Origin of the sequence: Thermus sp. LT1-2-5 (genome assembly GCF_040363165.1) — a bacterium.
Taxonomy (GTDB): domain Bacteria; phylum Deinococcota; class Deinococci; order Deinococcales; family Thermaceae; genus Thermus.
Genome location: NZ_BSRG01000019.1, coordinates 1 through 13,695 on the forward strand (window position 1 = coordinate 1; position 13,695 = coordinate 13,695).

A 13,695-nucleotide genomic window follows, 5' to 3' on the forward strand; every position below is an offset into this window, starting at 1 on the left:
CTGGTGGAGCTGGGGGGCAGGTGGTTCGTCCTCAACCTGGCTCCCCATCACGAGACCGCGGCGCGCCTCCTGGGGGCCGGGCGATATTACCTGCTGGAGTGAAGGGGGTGCGGAATGTGGGTGCCAATGCGGGGCTTTTGGCGGTGCGGTGGGCCACCACCAGGTACCGCATAGGCCACCTCCTTCCCCCTTAGGCTAGCTGGGGGGGCTAGGGAAGCGGGGCAAGAGGGCACATTTGGCGTGGAAGCCTTCCAAAAAGCTCGGCTGCACCCCACAGGAACCCCGTTTGGGCGGGGTTTTATTGCATAGCACTTTACATATCGGCAAGGCGTGGTATACTGAAAGAGTCAGACGAGAAAGAGGCCGCCCGTAGAGGTGGCGGGTTTGTTTTTAGGGCACCAGGGCCACCTTGGTGGTCCGGCGCTCGTGGAATAGGCGGTAGCCTTCCGCCGCTTCCCCCAAGGGCAGGCGGTGGCTAAAGACGAAGCGTCCCTTTAGGCGCCCTGTCCTCTGCAAGGCCAGGACCTCGCCGATGTAGCGGGGGATGTTGGCCAGGGCGCTTCGGAAGGTGATGCCGCGGCTGAAGGCGGAAAGCCAAGGGTAGTCCACCCTCTCCGCCGTGGGCACCCCTAGGCTGGACACCACGCCCCCAGGCCCCACCAGGCGAAAGGCGAGGCGCAGGGCTTCCCCGTCCCCGCCCACCGCTTCCACCACCAGATCGGCCCCCAGGCCCTCGGTTTCCTTGCGTAACCGGGCCACGGGGTCTTCCGCCTTGGGGTTTAGGGGAAGGCTTCCCAGGGTGCTGGCCTTTTCCAGGCGGCTTTCCTCCGGGTCTATGGCGTAGACCCTCCCCGCCCCCAGGGCGTGGGCTACCATCTGGGCCATGAGGCCTACGGGTCCCGAGCCCACCACGGCCACGCTCATCCCAGGCTCCAAGAAGGGCCTCACCCCCCCGTAGGCGGTGGTGAGGATGTCCCCGGCCAGGATGGCCTCCTCCGCCGGCAGGTCCCCGATGGGGAACAGGCTGGTGCGGGCGAAGGGGACCCGCACCCGCTCGGCCTGGGCCCCCGGCAAGTTCCCCAGGGCCAGGCCGAAGCCGTAGACGCCGCCTTTGAGGCAAGCGAAGAAGCGCCCCTTGCGGCAGGCGGGGCAGTCCCCGCAGGCCACCTGGAAGCTCCCCACCACCCGCTCCCCCAGGGCGAAGGGCACCAAGGGGCCCTTTTCCACCACCCGGCCCACGAACTCGTGGCCGAGGATGGTGCCGGGCAGGACCCCGGCGATCTTGCCGTGGTAGATGTGGAGGTCCGAGCCGCAGATGGCAGAGAGCTCCACCTCCACGATGGCGTCGGTTTCCACTTCCAGTTTGGGCTCCGGGACCTCTTCCACCGCCACCTGGAAAGGCCCCTGGTACACCACCGCCTTCACGCTACCTCCCGGGCCACCTTCACCAGTTCCTGGGCCGCTTGGGCGTAGGGGGCCAAGGTGGCGAGGGAGCCCTTCTTGAGCTCCAGAAACCCCCGCATGAGGGCGGTGAGGGGCTCAAGCCTCCCCTCCAGGACCTCTTGCCAGGTGGCGAGATCCGCTTCAATCACGAAGTCCGCCTCCGCCTCGCCTTCCACCACCTTCACCCCACGGCAGACCCCGTGCCAAAGGTCCAGGACCACCGCTACCCCCTGGGGCAGGCCCGCCTGGGGGTCGGGGCGGACGCTTAGGGCCAAGGAGCCCTCCCAACCGGATGCCGCCTTGCGGTAGGCCTCGCTTTGGGACAGCTTTTCGCAGTACGCCTTGGCCCACGCCTCGCTGAAAAGCTCCATCCTTCGCCTCCTTTTGTACCCAGTATAAGCCCTTTGGCGGTACCCTGGAAAGGTGGTTTACCTCCTGGACCTCTCCGGGGTTTACTGCGAGGCGGTGGAGCCCCGCTTGATCCGGCTTCTCGCCGAGGCCAGCGGGGAAAGTGCCTTTTACGTTTCCCAGGCCTTTTACGACCTTCTTCCCCGTTTGCGGGCGGAGGGACCTAGGGTTTTGGAGGCCCTCTTCCCGGGGGCTTCCGGGCTCTATCCCAAGGCCTTCCTTCCTCGGCCCTTGACCTTTCCCACGCCCTTTTACCTGGTTTCCGACCTGCCTCCTCCGGAGGGGCTTTCCGCCTTCTTCCACCCGGATAAGCTGGAAGCCTTGGCCTTAGCGGTGGCGGCCTTGGGGGAAGAGGCCCTTTACCTGGACGACAACCCCCTTTGGGTGGAGCGGGCGCGGGAGCGGGGGTTCCGGGCGGAGCTTTTTAGGGGCGTTCCGGCCACGGGTGCTTGGGATAGCGGCGCATGAGTTCCCGCCGCACCTCAGGGTAGCGGTGTTCCCAAAACGACCGTAGGTCCTGGGTCACCTGCACCGGCCGACGGGCGGGGGAGAGGAGTTCCACCGCCACCGGGACCTTTCCCCCCAGCACCCTAGGGGTTTCCCTCAGGCCGAAGGCTTCTTGGATGAGGAGGGAAAGGAGGGGCGGGGCGTCTTCCCGGTAGCGAAGGCGCTTGCGTTTGCCGGAGGGGAGGAGGATGGCCTCGGGGGCCAGGGCCTCGAGGACCCCCCTCCCTTCCCCCAAGAGGCCGAGGAGGATCTCCTTCCAGGGCAAGCGGGCCAGGGCTTCCACCTCCCGCACCCCCTCGGTCCAGGGGAGGAGCCAGGTGAGGTCCTGGAGGAGGGTGGCCTCGCTTAGGGCCGGCACCTCCACCCCGTGGGCCCGGAGGAAGGCCAGGCGGAGGAGCACCTGCCGCGCCTCCTCGGGGAGGGGAAGGCCTTCCTTGAAGGCCTCTTGGAGCTCTGCCGGGGTGGGGGGGCCGGGGTCTACGGGAACCCGCTCCAGGAGGATGGCTCCGTACCGCCGCTCCAGGTACCCCCGTAGCCGCCCCCCTTCCCAACCGCTCCAGGCCTCCACCTTGGACCGCTCCAGGAGGTCCTCCCGGGCTAGGGGGGCATAGAGGAGAAGACGCCCTTCCCCTTGGGCAAGCTCCGCCCCCACCGCCACCAAGTAAGGGGGCCCATCCCCTTCCAGGCGCAGGAGGGGGCCGGTGCAAAGCCGATAGCGCCCAGGCCCTACCCGCTCCGCCGCCCGGTCGGGGTAGGCGGCGAGGAGGAGCCGCCCCACCGCCTCGGGGTGGGGAAGGTGGGGGAGGGCCTCGGCGCCAAGCCGCCTCCGCCACAAGGCCGAAACCCGCTCCACCCCCAAAAAGGGTCCCCGTTTCGCCCGGCGGGCCTCGAGGAGGCCCTCAAGCCGTAAGAGGAGGTCCGCTTCCCCCGCCAAGGGGTCGGGCTCCTCCAAAAGGGCGATGAGGTCTGCGGCCAGGGGGAGAAGGCCCTGGGCCTTGGCCTCCAGGGCCATGCGGGCCAGGCGGGGGTGGGTGGGGAGGCGGAGCATGGCCTGGCCCAGGGGGGTGAGGCGGCCTGCCTCCACCGCCCCCAGAAGGCCGAGGAGGGCCTGGGCCGCCTCCAGGGCTCCCTTGGGGGGCGGGGTGGGGAGGGGGAGGTCCTCCAGCCGTTCCCCGAAGGCCAGGGCCAGGAGCGCCGCCCGGGCGAGGTCGGCCTCCAGAACCTCGGGGCGCTTCGGGGGGAAGGGGCCTTCGGGGTAGAGGCGGTACACCTTCCCCGGGCCAAGCCGCCCGGCCCGGCCCGCCCGTTGCCGGGCCGAGTCCTCGGGGATGCGGGCGAGGACCAGCCGGGTGAGGCCCGTCCTGGGATCGAAGCGGGGCTTCTTGGCGAGCCCCGTGTCCACCACCGCCCGCACCCCGGGTAGGGTGAGGCTCGTTTCCGCCACGTCCGTGGCCAGGACGATCTTCCGGGGGCCGGGCTTGAGGAGGGCCGCCTGCTCCGCCAGGGGAAGCCCCCCGTGGAGGGGGAAGGCGGGGAGGTCTTGGAGGAGCCTTCGCGTCCTTTCTATCTCCGCCTTGCCCGGCAGGAAGACCAGGACGTCCCCTTCCCCTTCCAAGAAGGCCCTCCGGGCGTAGCGGGCGGCCCAGGCCTCGAGGGGGCCCTCGAGGGGCCGATCCAGGTGGTGGATCTCCAAGGGGTGGGCTTCCCCCTCCACCCGCAGGACGGCCCCCGCCAGGGCCCGCTCCAGGTCGGGGTCGGGGGTGGCGGTGAGGAGGGCCAGCTTGAGGTCGGGCCGGAGGGTTTCCTGGATGCGAAGGAGGAGGGCCAAGGCCAGGTCGCCTTCCAAATGGCGCTCGTGGGCCTCGTCCAGGAGGACGGCGGAAACCCCTTCCAAAGCCGGGTCTTCCAGGAGGCGCTGGGTGAGGAGGCCTTCCGTCATGACCAAGAGCCGGGTTTCCGGGCCCTCTCGGCTTTCTAGGCGCACCCGGTAGCCCACGCGCTTGCCCAGGGGCTCCCCTAGGTTCTCCGCCAGCCGCGCCGCCACCGCCCGGGCCGCCACCCGCCGGGGTTCAAAGAGGAGGATGCGCCCAGGGAGGGCTTCCAGGAGCTTTAGGGGAAAAAGGGTGCTCTTGCCGGCCCCAGGGTAGGCCTTGAGGAGGAGACGGCCCCGCTCCAGGAGCAGGGCCACCGCCTCGTCCAACCAGGCTTGCATTTAGATGTCCAGCTCGGCGTAGCGGGCGTGCTCCTCTATGAAGTCCCGCCTGGGGGCCACATCCTGGCCCATGAGCTTCTCAAAGAGCTCGCTGGCCTCGAGGGCGTCTTGGAGCTCCACCCGCTTGAGCACCCGCTTTTCCGGGTTCATGGTGGTCTCCCAAAGCTGCTCGGGGTTCATCTCCCCTAGGCCCTTGAAGCGTTGCACCTCGTAGCTTTTGCCCTCCAGTTCCTTGAGGCGCTCTGCGAGCTCCTCGTCGGAGTAGAGGTATTCCACCTTCTTCCCCACCTGAAGGCGGTAAAGGGGCGGCTGGGCGATGTACACGTGCCCCCGCTCGATGAGGGGGCGCATGTAGCGGTAGAAGAAGGTGAGGAGGAGGGTGCGGATGTGGCTCCCGTCCACGTCGGCGTCGGTCATGATGATGATCTTGTGGTAGCGGAGGCTCTCCAGGTCGAAGTGGGCCTCGTCCCCCGTGCCCCCGATCCCCGCTCCGATGGCCGCCACCATGGCCCGCACCTCGGCGTTTTTCAGGGCCTTGGATAGCCCCGCCTTCTCCACGTTGAGAATCTTGCCCCTAAGGGGCAGGATGGCCTGGAAGCGGCGGTCCCGGCCTTGCTTGGCGCTTCCGCCGGCGGAGTCCCCCTCCACGATGAAAAGCTCCGCCTCCTCGGGGTTTTCCGTCTGGCAGTCGGCGAGCTTGCCGGGGAGGTCGTCGGACTCCAGGGGGTTTTGCCGGCGCACCAGCTCCCGGGCCTTCCTGGCCGCCTCCCGGGCTTGGGCCGCCCGCTGGGCTTTCTCGTAAAGGGTTTTGGCGATGCGGGGGTTTTCCTCCAGGACCTCCAAGAGCTTCTCGTAGACCACCTGGTTCACGGCGCTTCCCGCCTCGGGGTTTAAGAGCTTCCCCTTGGTCTGCCCTTCGAACTGGGGTTGGGGGAGCTTCACGCTCACCACGGCGTAAAGGCCTTCCAGGAGGTCGTCTCCCGTGGGCTGGGGGCCTTTTTCCTTGTTGAGGCCCGCCTTCTTGGCGTACTGGTTTAGCGCCCGGCTATAGGCGGACTTGAAGGCGGTGAGGTGGGTGCCCCCGTCCCGGGTAGGGATCATGTTGGCGTAGGTGAGGATCTCTGCTGTATAGCCCTTGGTGTGGATGAGGCCCACCTCCACCTCCACCTCCCCTTCTTGGCCGCGGATGAGGAAGGGCTTCTCGTACAAAAGCTCCTCCCCCTCCGCCAGGGCCTTGGCGAAGGAGGCCACGCCCCCTTTGTCTTGGAACACCTCCTCTTTGTTGTGCTGGAGGTCTTTAAAGACCAGTTTGAGCCCGGCCACCAGGTAGCTCACCTCCCGGAGGCGGGCCCGGATTTTGCTCGGGTCAAAGGCCAAGGGGCCAAAGATCTCGGGGTCGGGTTTGAAGGTGACCCGGGTGCCCGTCTTGCCCTTGGGGGCCTCTCCCACCACGCGGAGGGGTTCGGTCACCTCGCCCCGGCTGAAGGCGATGCGGTGGTGCTTTCCCTCCCGGAAGACCTCCACCACCGTCCACTCGGAAAGGGCGTTCACCACGCTGGCTCCTACCCCGTGGAGGCCGCCCGAGACCTTGTAGGCCCCGCTTTCAAACTTGCCCCCGGAGTGCAGGGTGGTGTAGATCACCTCCACCGCGGGCTTCCCCTCCTCGGGCATGAGGTCCACGGGGATACCCCGGCCGTTGTCCTCCACGGTGAGGGAGCCGTCTGGGTTCAAGGTGGTGACGATCTCGGTGGCGTAGCCCGCCAGGGCCTCGTCCACGGCGTTGTCCAGGATTTCCTTGAAAAGGTGGTGGTAACCCTCCACCCCTGTGCCGCCAATGTACATGGCGGGGCGGTGGCGCACCCCTTCCAACCCCTTGAGCACCTTAATGGCGGAAGCGTCGTAGCTCACCCCTCCAGTATACCACACCATCGGGGCCGGGTTTTTCCCTTGGGCATGGGCCGAAGCCCCGCGTGCTGCCCGTGAACTTTCTGTATTCAATGCGAGAAATTCCCCGCCTTTCCGGTATGATGCGGCCATGACGTTCGGGGTCCTGGTCCATGCCCTTTTAGGTCTTGTGCTGCTGGTGGCCGTGCCCGCCTTGGCCCTGGTGGGGCTGGTGGGGTTTTTCCGTCCCCTGCCCTCCCGCTTCTATGCCGTCCTACGGGGGGTGGCCTGGGTGGCCATCCTCCAGGTGGCCTTGGGCTTCCTCCTGTTCCTGGGGGGGTTGAGGCCCAAGGAGGGGCTTCACCTCCTTTACGGGCTCCTTTTGGCGGCGGGGCTCCACTACCTGGGGGGCCTCGAGCCCGGGGGGTGGTTTTACCGGAGCCTGAAGGACCCCCCCAAGCGGCCCGAGGTCTTTGTGGCCCTGGGGCTTCTTTTCGCCGTGGGCCTTGGGGTGCGGGTCTACCTCACGGGGCGCTGAAGGAGTTCGGGCGGTACGGGAAGCCTTTCCAACATGGGCCGGGTAAGGTGGGGTACCACCTCTCGGTAGAGTTCCTGGGAGTAGGCCTGGACCTCCGGGCTGTTGAGGTAGCCCACCAGGCCCTCCGGTTCAACCCTAACCCCCTCCTTGGGCACCAGGTGAAACTCCTCCCGCCAAGGATAGGCCTTTTCGTCCCACGCCGCCACCACCCGAACCCCCTTGGTGTGGCCCACCACGAGATGGGGCGTGGCGTAGAAGTCCCTTAGCTCCCTCGCCCGCTCCTTGGGCATCCAAAGCCCCGAGTAGGGGGTTTCGTAGTCGATGAGCCCGGGTTTGAGGTTGCGCCCGGTGAGGACGGGAACAAGCCCCGGGCCAGGCTCCCTTCGCACCGCCTCGTGCTTCTTAAACTCGGGGCTTCGGGCGGCGAAGCGGATGCGGAAAAGGTGCCCAAGCGGGATTCCTTCCGCCTCCATCTCCTTGGTCTTGGGGGTTTCGAAGCGGACCATCTCCCCCTTCCACTCAGGGTAGGTTTCCCAGAGGATGGGAGCGCTTAGGTTCCTGGCGTCCCAAAGCGTTAGGCCCTGTCCCCCTTTTATAAAGCGCAAGATAACGGTGCTCACGTTCCGCTTGGGGAAGACCGGACCTACGTAGAAGACCTCGGTGGCTCCTGTTTGGGCAAGGAAGGTGCGGAGGGAGGAGAAGTCGTCCAGGACCAGCCACGTGGTGGGGACCACATAGACCAAAAGCCCCCCGGGCCTCAGGAGGCGAACCGCCTTTTCGGTGAAGGCCCCGTAGAGGTTGTACTTGCCCCTCCAGGTGGAGAAAAGCCTCTTGTAGAGGGCCTTTACCTCCTTGAGGACGTGGATGGGGTACTTGGAGCCGTCCCCCACGATCCCATAGGGCGGGTTCCCCAGGATAAGGTCAAAATCCCCTTCCCCTTCCCAGAGGAGGAAGTCCGCCAGGACACCTTCCGCCCAAGCGGGAAGGTCCAGGGCCTCAGGGTCTATCTCCACCCCAAGGAAGCGGAAGCCCGTGCCGTGAGTTTCCCGAAAAGACCTAAGAAAGGGTCCGTTGGCGCAAGCGGGCTCCAAAACTTTTCCTCCAGGAGGAGCCTCGGCGAGGCTCACCATGAAGCCCACCACTTCGGGGGGCGTTTCCACCCGGCCCAGGCTTTTTGCCGTGGCGCCTTGGGGAAAGGACGGGGGAAAGCGCATTTAGCGGATGATGCCGAGCTTCCGCCCCACCTTGGCGTAGGCCTCGAGGGCCTTGTCCAGCATCTCCTGGGTGTGGGCGGCGGTGACGATGTTCCGGATCCGGGCCTTCCCCCTGGGCACCGTGGGGAAGCCGATGCCCACGGCGAAAACCCCTTCCTCCAGGAGCATGCGGCTCGCCTCGAAGGCCAAGGGGGCCTCCCCAAAGAGGACGGGGGTGATGGGGGTCTGGCTCCCCAGGGTGTCGTAGCCCAGGCGGGCGAGCTCCGCCTTGAAGTAGCGGGTGTTTTCCCAAAGCCGCTCCACCCGCTCGGGCTCCTTCTCCACCAGCTCCAAGGCTCCCAGAAGGGCCCCCACCACCGCCGGGGGGTGGCTGGTGGAGAAAAGGAAGGGCCTGGCCTTATTGATGAGGAGGTCCTTGAGTTCCAAGGCCCCGGCGGCGTACCCCCCAACCACGGCCCAGGCCTTGGAGAGGGTGGCCACCTGGATAACGTCGGGGTCTTGGTGGAAGCCAAAGTGGTGCACCGTCCCCTTGCCCTTCTCCCCGAGGACGCCGGAGCCGTGGGCGTCGTCCACGTAGACCACCGCCCCGTACCGCTTGGCCAGGGGCACGATCCGGTCCAGGGGGGCGATGTCCCCGTCCATGGAGAAGACCCCGTCGGTGACGATAAGCTTCAGACCCTCGGTGTCGTGGGTCTTTAGGAGCTCTTCCAGGTGCTCCACGTCGGCGTGGCGGTAGACCAGGCGGGTGGCCTTGGTGAGGCGGAGCCCGTCGATGATGGAGGCGTGGTTGAGCTCATCGGAGAAGACCAGGTCCCCTTCCTGAAGGAGCGCCCCTAACACGCTCTGGTTGGCCGTGAAGCCCGACTGGAGCACCAAGGCGCTTTCCGTCCCCTTGAAGCGGGCTAGGGCCTCCTCCAGCTCCAGGTGGTAGGTGAAGGTGCCGGCGATGGTGCGCACCGCCCCGCTTCCCGCCCCCCACCGCTCCAGGTACTGCTTGGCCTTTTCCTTAAGGTAGGGGTGGTTGGCGAAGCCCAGGTAGTTGTTGGAGGCGAGGTTCACCACCTCCTTCCCCTCCACCCGGGTCACGGGTTCCTGGGGCGCCTCGAGGACCTTAGGGGTGATGTAAAGCCCCTCGCGCTTTAGCCGCTCCAGCTCGTTTCGCACCCGCTCGCGCAGGGAAAGGCTCATGCCCCTACTCTAACCCTCCAGGTTTCCCCTTTGTCCAGGCCTTGGGTCCTTCCTCACGCTTTTATGACCGGGAAGGACTACCCTGGGAAAGGGGGGTGGTAGCGGTTCCATGCGGAGCTATCTGCAGGCGGAAACCGAGGCCGAGCGCCTGGAGCGGCGAACCAAGCTCCTTGAGCTTCTGGACCGCTTAAAAGGGGAGCCTTCGGCCCTCCTTCCCTTCCACCAAGCCCTGGCCCTGAGGCCCAAGGGGGAGCACCACCTGGGCTTAAAGACCATCGAGGTGGACAAGGTGGTGGGCTCGGTGGACCGCTACGAGGACTTTGACCGCCGCTTTTTGCCCAAGACGCCCCACGCCTTGGAGCGGTGGAAGCGGCTCAGGGCCCTCCAGCTAGAAGGGCAGGAGTTTCCGCCCATTGAGGTCTACCAGGTGGGGGAGGCGTACTTTGTGAAAGACGGCAACCACCGGGTGGCCCTGGCCAAGGCCACGGGGCAGCGGTACATGGACGCCTACGTCATCGCCCTGGATGTCCCCGTGCCCGTGGAGGCCAAGGACACTGTGAAGGACCTCGTCCTCAAGGCGGAGTACGCCAACTTCTTGGAAAAGACCCGCCTGAAAGAGCTCGTTTCCGGGGCCGAGGAGATCCGCTTTTCCACCTTGGGCCGCTATGACCTCCTCCTGGACCACATCGCCACCCGGCGGTACTTTCGGGGCCTCGAGGAGGGCCGGGAGATCCCGTGGGAGGAGGCGGTGGTGGACTGGTACCAGAACCTTTACCGGCCCACGGTGGAGGCCATCCGGAAGTTGGGGCTTTTGCACGAGTTTCCTGGGCGCACCGAGGCCGACCTTTACCTCTGGGTCATGGACCACCGCTACTTCCTGGCCCAGGAGCTCGGGGTGGACCTTTCCCCCGAGGAGGCGGCCCGGAGCTACGAGGCCCGGTTCGGGCCGTGGTGGAAGCGGATGGGGGGTGGGCTTAAGGTTTGGCTAAGGGCACGGTGGGGCAAATGAACAAGCTTAGCTCTGACGTCTCTTGATGGGTGTTCATCTGCACTTGACCCTTCGGCACGAGTGCGCTAAAGTTCCGGATCGGGTACCTAGAACCTATCCTAGGTGCCTAGGAGTGAGGTGAACCCTATGAGAAGAGGCTTTGGCCTTCTAGGTGTGGCTTTATTGGCGGTGTTAACGGCCTGTGCTCCCAGCGTGACTACCAAGACCTCCTCTGGCTTGGAAGGCGAAAATCCCTATGCCAACTACACGGGGCCTCGAGCCAAAGCGGTGGTGGCCAATTTCATCTGCGCCGCTGCCGAGTGCCCTACGGGCGTTGGGGCTTCCATCTCGGAACTCTTGATGACCGCCTTGATCAACACCAACCACTTCATCCTCTACGACCGCTCGGTGCTGGCGCAAATTCAACAGGAAGCCTACCTCGGGGGTAAACCCCTCAACCTGCAGGGAGCCGAGCTTTTGGTGGTGGGTTCCATTACCGCTTTTGAGCCCGATGCGGGCGGCACCCGGGGGGGTGGCGGCGGTATTCTGGGAGGTCTCTTGGGCGCCTTCGGCGGTGGACAGAAGCGCTCGTATGTGGCGGTGGACATGCGGATTGTGGACGCCCAAAGCGGTGCCATCGTTTCCGCTTTCCGCGTGGAGGGCGAGGCCACAGATGTGGATTACGGGGGTCTCCTGGGGATTTTGGGTCCGGGCGCTGCCCTTGTGGGTGGGTTGAAGCAGTACGAGAAGACCCCCATGGGCAAGGCCTTGGCTGTAATGACCTCTAAGGCAGTAGAGGAGATCATTAAGCGTACGCCCAGGAGTTACTTCAAGTATGCACCGGACGGGAAGCCTTACCAGCAGCCTTAGGCGCCTTTTTCTCCTTCTGGTTCCCCTGGTTTTGGGGATGGCTCTGGGCCAAGGGCCCAAAACCCTTATCCTCGTGAGCCAAGGTGAGAGCTGGTGGGATGAGGAGGCGGGCCTTTACGAGGCGGCATTGCGGGAGGAACTCTTGCAGGGGGGCTTTCGGGTGCTGGACGCTGCCCAGGTGCAAAAGGTAGCGGATCGGCAACTCCTCACCCGCCTGGTGCAGGGGGATGCCTTGGCGGCCATCACCTTGGCCACCAACTTTAAGGCTGACGCCTTGGTGGTCAGCCGGGTTTTCACCTCTCGCGTCCTTGCCACCCGGACCAACGTGGCCACCTTCTACACCTACAAGGCCACGGCGGACGTGCGGCTTGTGATGGCCAGTACCGGTCAAGTGGTGGGCAGTTGGAGTCCATCCCAGACAGGGACGGGTACCTCCGAGCGGGAAGCGGCTTTTGCGGCCTTGCGTAACCTGGGCAAACAGGTGGGGCAGGAGTTGCGCAAGCAGAACTTTTCCGCTTCGGGAGCCAGACCCGTGGTCCGCTTGACGGTGACCGGCCTAAAGGGCTTCACCGATGCCTCTGTGCTCCTGAGGGAGCTTGGAGCTCAGAAGGGTGTGGTTTCGGCTGAGCGTAAAAGCTTCGCCAACGGTGTCCTCGAGGCCGAGGTGGTCTTCCAAGGGTCCGTGGACGAGCTGGCAGCGCTCCTAGAAAGCCTACGGCTCCTCCCCTTGGAGGTTACCGAGGTGAGCGGCTTCGCCATAGAGGCCCGGGTGCGCTAATAGGCTCGGGTTTTGAGGGCGGGGGGTTCCCCGCCCTTGATTTTAGCCTCGGATTATCCTTATCCTGCATACAGGATGCAGACCCAGAGCTTCCGCCGACCCAACCAGGTGCGCGAGGCGGTCTACGGCCACCTCAAGGACCTCCTCCTCTCCGGGCGTTTCGCCCCGGGGGAAAGGCTTTCCGAGCCCCTTTTAGCCCAAGAGCTCGGGGTTTCCCGCACCCCGGTGCGGGAGGCCTTGATGCGCCTAAGCGAGGAAGGGCTGGTGGAGTTGGTGCCGGGCAAGGGGGCGAGGGTCAAGGCCTTCACCCCGGAGGAGGTGGAGGAGGTCTATGGGGTGCGGGCCCTGCTGGAGGGGGAGGCGGCGCGGGAGGCGGCGCTACGGGCCACCTCCTGGGAGCTGGACGCCCTGGAGGAGCGCCTCCGGGCCATTGACGAGGCTCCCCCGGAGGACTACCCCGAGCAGATGCGCCGTGACCTGGAGTTCCACCGAGCCTTGGTGCGCCTTTCCGGGAACCGGACCCTTTACCGGCTTTACGAGGACCTGCTGGCCAGCCTGGCCCTGGCCCGAAGCGCCCTGCCCACCCTTTCCCAAGACGAGGCCACGAGGCGGGAGCACCGGGCGATCCTCATGGCCCTAAGGGAGAAGGACCCCGAAGAGGCCAAGCGGGCGGTGGAGGCCCACGTGTACCGCTTCCGCGACCTGGTGGTGGCGACGCTTCGGAAAGGAGGGGTATGAACCTAGACCTGGTCTATCGGCAGGCGGTGCTCTCCGTGGCGGGTAACCCCCGGGTGGAGGCCCTCCTCAAGGGGCGGGCGAAGAGCCTGGTGCGCCGCTATGTGGCGGGGGAGACCCTGGAGGAAGCGCTTAAGGCGGCGGAGGCCCTCGAGGCCCACGGGGTCCACGCCATCCTGGACCTCCTGGGGGAAGGGGTGCGGAGGGAAGAGGAGGCTCGGGCCTTCCAGGAGGGCATCCTGGCCCTGGTGCGGGCCTTGGCCGCGAAGCCCTGGCCCAAGTACGTCTCCGTGAAGCCCACCCAGCTCGGCCTGGACCTTTCCGAGTGCCTCGCCCTGGAGCTTTTGCGGGGCCTCCTACAGGAGGCGGAGCCCCAGGGGGTCTTCGTCCGCCTGGACATGGAGGACTCCCCCCGGGTGGAGGCCACCTTGCGCCTATACAAGGCCCTCAGGGAGGCGGGCTTTAGCCAGGTGGGCGTGGTCTTGCAAAGCTACCTCTTCCGCACGGAAAAGGACCTCGTGGACCTCCTGCCCTACCGGCCCAACCTGCGCCTCGTCAAGGGGGCCTACCGGGAGCCCAAGGAGGTGGCCTTCCAGGACAAGCGCCTCATCGACGCCGAGTACCTGCACTTGGGGAAGCTCGCCCTAAAGGAGGGGCTCTACGTGGCCTTCGCCACCCACGACCCCAGGCTCATCGGCGAGGTGAAGCGCTACACTGAGGCCTTCGGCATCCCTAAGGACCGCTTTGAGTTCCAGCTCCTCTATGGGGTACGCCCCGAGGCGCAGAAAGCCCTGGCCCGGGAAGGCTACACGGTGCGGGCCTACGTGCCTTACGGCAAGGACTGGTACCCCTACCTGAGCCGCCGCATTGCCGAGCGGCCGGAGAACCTGTTTTTGGTGCTAAGGAGCCTCTTAGGAGGCTAAAGGAGGA

Annotated in this window: 13 protein-coding genes; 7 read left to right on the plus strand and 6 right to left on the minus strand. The window is 66.0% G+C overall.

Going from position 1 to position 13,695, the window contains the following annotated elements; translation table 11 throughout:
• Window positions 1–390: 390 nt before the first annotated feature.
• On the minus strand, window positions 391–1,425 hold the full coding sequence (locus ABXG85_RS11690; RefSeq protein WP_353513805.1) for an alcohol dehydrogenase family protein: 1,035 nt from the start codon (window positions 1,423–1,425) through the stop codon (window positions 391–393).
• Window positions 1,422–1,814, minus strand: a complete 393-nt coding sequence (locus ABXG85_RS11695; RefSeq protein WP_353513806.1) for an SCP2 sterol-binding domain-containing protein — start codon at window positions 1,812–1,814, stop codon at window positions 1,422–1,424. The genes ABXG85_RS11690 and ABXG85_RS11695 overlap by 4 nt, the downstream gene beginning before the upstream one ends.
• A 52-nt stretch (window positions 1,815–1,866) precedes the next feature.
• Between ABXG85_RS11695 and ABXG85_RS11700 the strand changes: the two genes are divergently transcribed.
• Window positions 1,867–2,319, plus strand: coding sequence for a hypothetical protein (locus ABXG85_RS11700; RefSeq protein WP_353513807.1), 453 nt, complete (start codon window positions 1,867–1,869; stop codon window positions 2,317–2,319).
• Here the strand turns inward: ABXG85_RS11700 and hrpB are convergent.
• Together hrpB and ABXG85_RS11710 are read right to left on the minus strand one after the other, a co-directional pair.
• Window positions 2,276–4,570 carry an ATP-dependent helicase HrpB gene (hrpB, locus tag ABXG85_RS11705; RefSeq protein ID WP_353513808.1) on the minus strand — a complete coding sequence of 765 codons (2,295 nt, stop codon included), beginning with the start codon at window positions 4,568–4,570 and terminating at the stop codon, window positions 2,276–2,278. The genes ABXG85_RS11700 and hrpB overlap by 44 nt on opposite strands.
• Complete coding sequence (locus ABXG85_RS11710; RefSeq protein ID WP_353513809.1) at window positions 4,571–6,478, minus strand: DNA topoisomerase subunit B; 1,908 nt, start codon at window positions 6,476–6,478, stop codon at window positions 4,571–4,573.
• 127 nt (window positions 6,479–6,605) lie between these two features.
• Between ABXG85_RS11710 and ABXG85_RS11715 the strand changes: the two genes are divergently transcribed.
• Window positions 6,606–6,992, plus strand: coding sequence for a hypothetical protein (locus ABXG85_RS11715; protein ID WP_353513810.1), 387 nt, complete (start codon window positions 6,606–6,608; stop codon window positions 6,990–6,992).
• Here ABXG85_RS11715 and ABXG85_RS11720 read toward each other — a convergent pair.
• Together ABXG85_RS11720 and ABXG85_RS11725 are read right to left on the minus strand one after the other, a co-directional pair.
• Window positions 6,974–8,206: an N-6 DNA methylase family protein gene (locus tag ABXG85_RS11720; RefSeq protein WP_353513811.1), complete on the minus strand. Its 1,233-nt coding sequence runs from the start codon at window positions 8,204–8,206 to the stop codon at window positions 6,974–6,976. The genes ABXG85_RS11715 and ABXG85_RS11720 overlap by 19 nt on opposite strands.
• Window positions 8,207–9,394, minus strand: coding sequence for a glycine C-acetyltransferase (locus ABXG85_RS11725; RefSeq protein WP_353513812.1), 1,188 nt, complete (start codon window positions 9,392–9,394; stop codon window positions 8,207–8,209).
• Between the two features lie 109 nt (window positions 9,395–9,503).
• Here ABXG85_RS11725 and ABXG85_RS11730 point away from each other — a divergent pair, with 109 nt between their 5' ends.
• The 5 genes from ABXG85_RS11730 to ABXG85_RS11750 all read left to right on the plus strand — a co-directional run bounded on the left by ABXG85_RS11730 (window position 9,504) and on the right by ABXG85_RS11750 (window position 13,688).
• Complete coding sequence (locus tag ABXG85_RS11730; protein WP_353513813.1) at window positions 9,504–10,403, plus strand: DUF4032 domain-containing protein; 900 nt, start codon at window positions 9,504–9,506, stop codon at window positions 10,401–10,403.
• Window positions 10,404–10,742: 339 nt separating this feature from the next.
• Window positions 10,743–11,252, plus strand: coding sequence for a CsgG/HfaB family protein (locus tag ABXG85_RS11735; RefSeq protein ID WP_486401652.1), 510 nt, complete (start codon window positions 10,743–10,745; stop codon window positions 11,250–11,252).
• 73 nt (window positions 11,253–11,325) lie between these two features.
• Complete coding sequence (locus tag ABXG85_RS11740; protein ID WP_353513814.1) at window positions 11,326–12,030, plus strand: hypothetical protein; 705 nt, start codon at window positions 11,326–11,328, stop codon at window positions 12,028–12,030.
• A gap of 75 nt (window positions 12,031–12,105) precedes the next feature.
• A complete protein-coding gene (locus tag ABXG85_RS11745) occupies window positions 12,106–12,768 on the plus strand; it encodes a GntR family transcriptional regulator (RefSeq protein ID WP_353513815.1) in 663 nt (220 codons plus the stop codon).
• Window positions 12,765–13,688, plus strand: coding sequence for a proline dehydrogenase (locus ABXG85_RS11750; RefSeq protein WP_353513816.1), 924 nt, complete (start codon window positions 12,765–12,767; stop codon window positions 13,686–13,688). The genes ABXG85_RS11745 and ABXG85_RS11750 overlap by 4 nt, the downstream gene beginning before the upstream one ends.
• The last annotated feature ends 7 nt before the right edge of the window (window positions 13,689–13,695 follow it).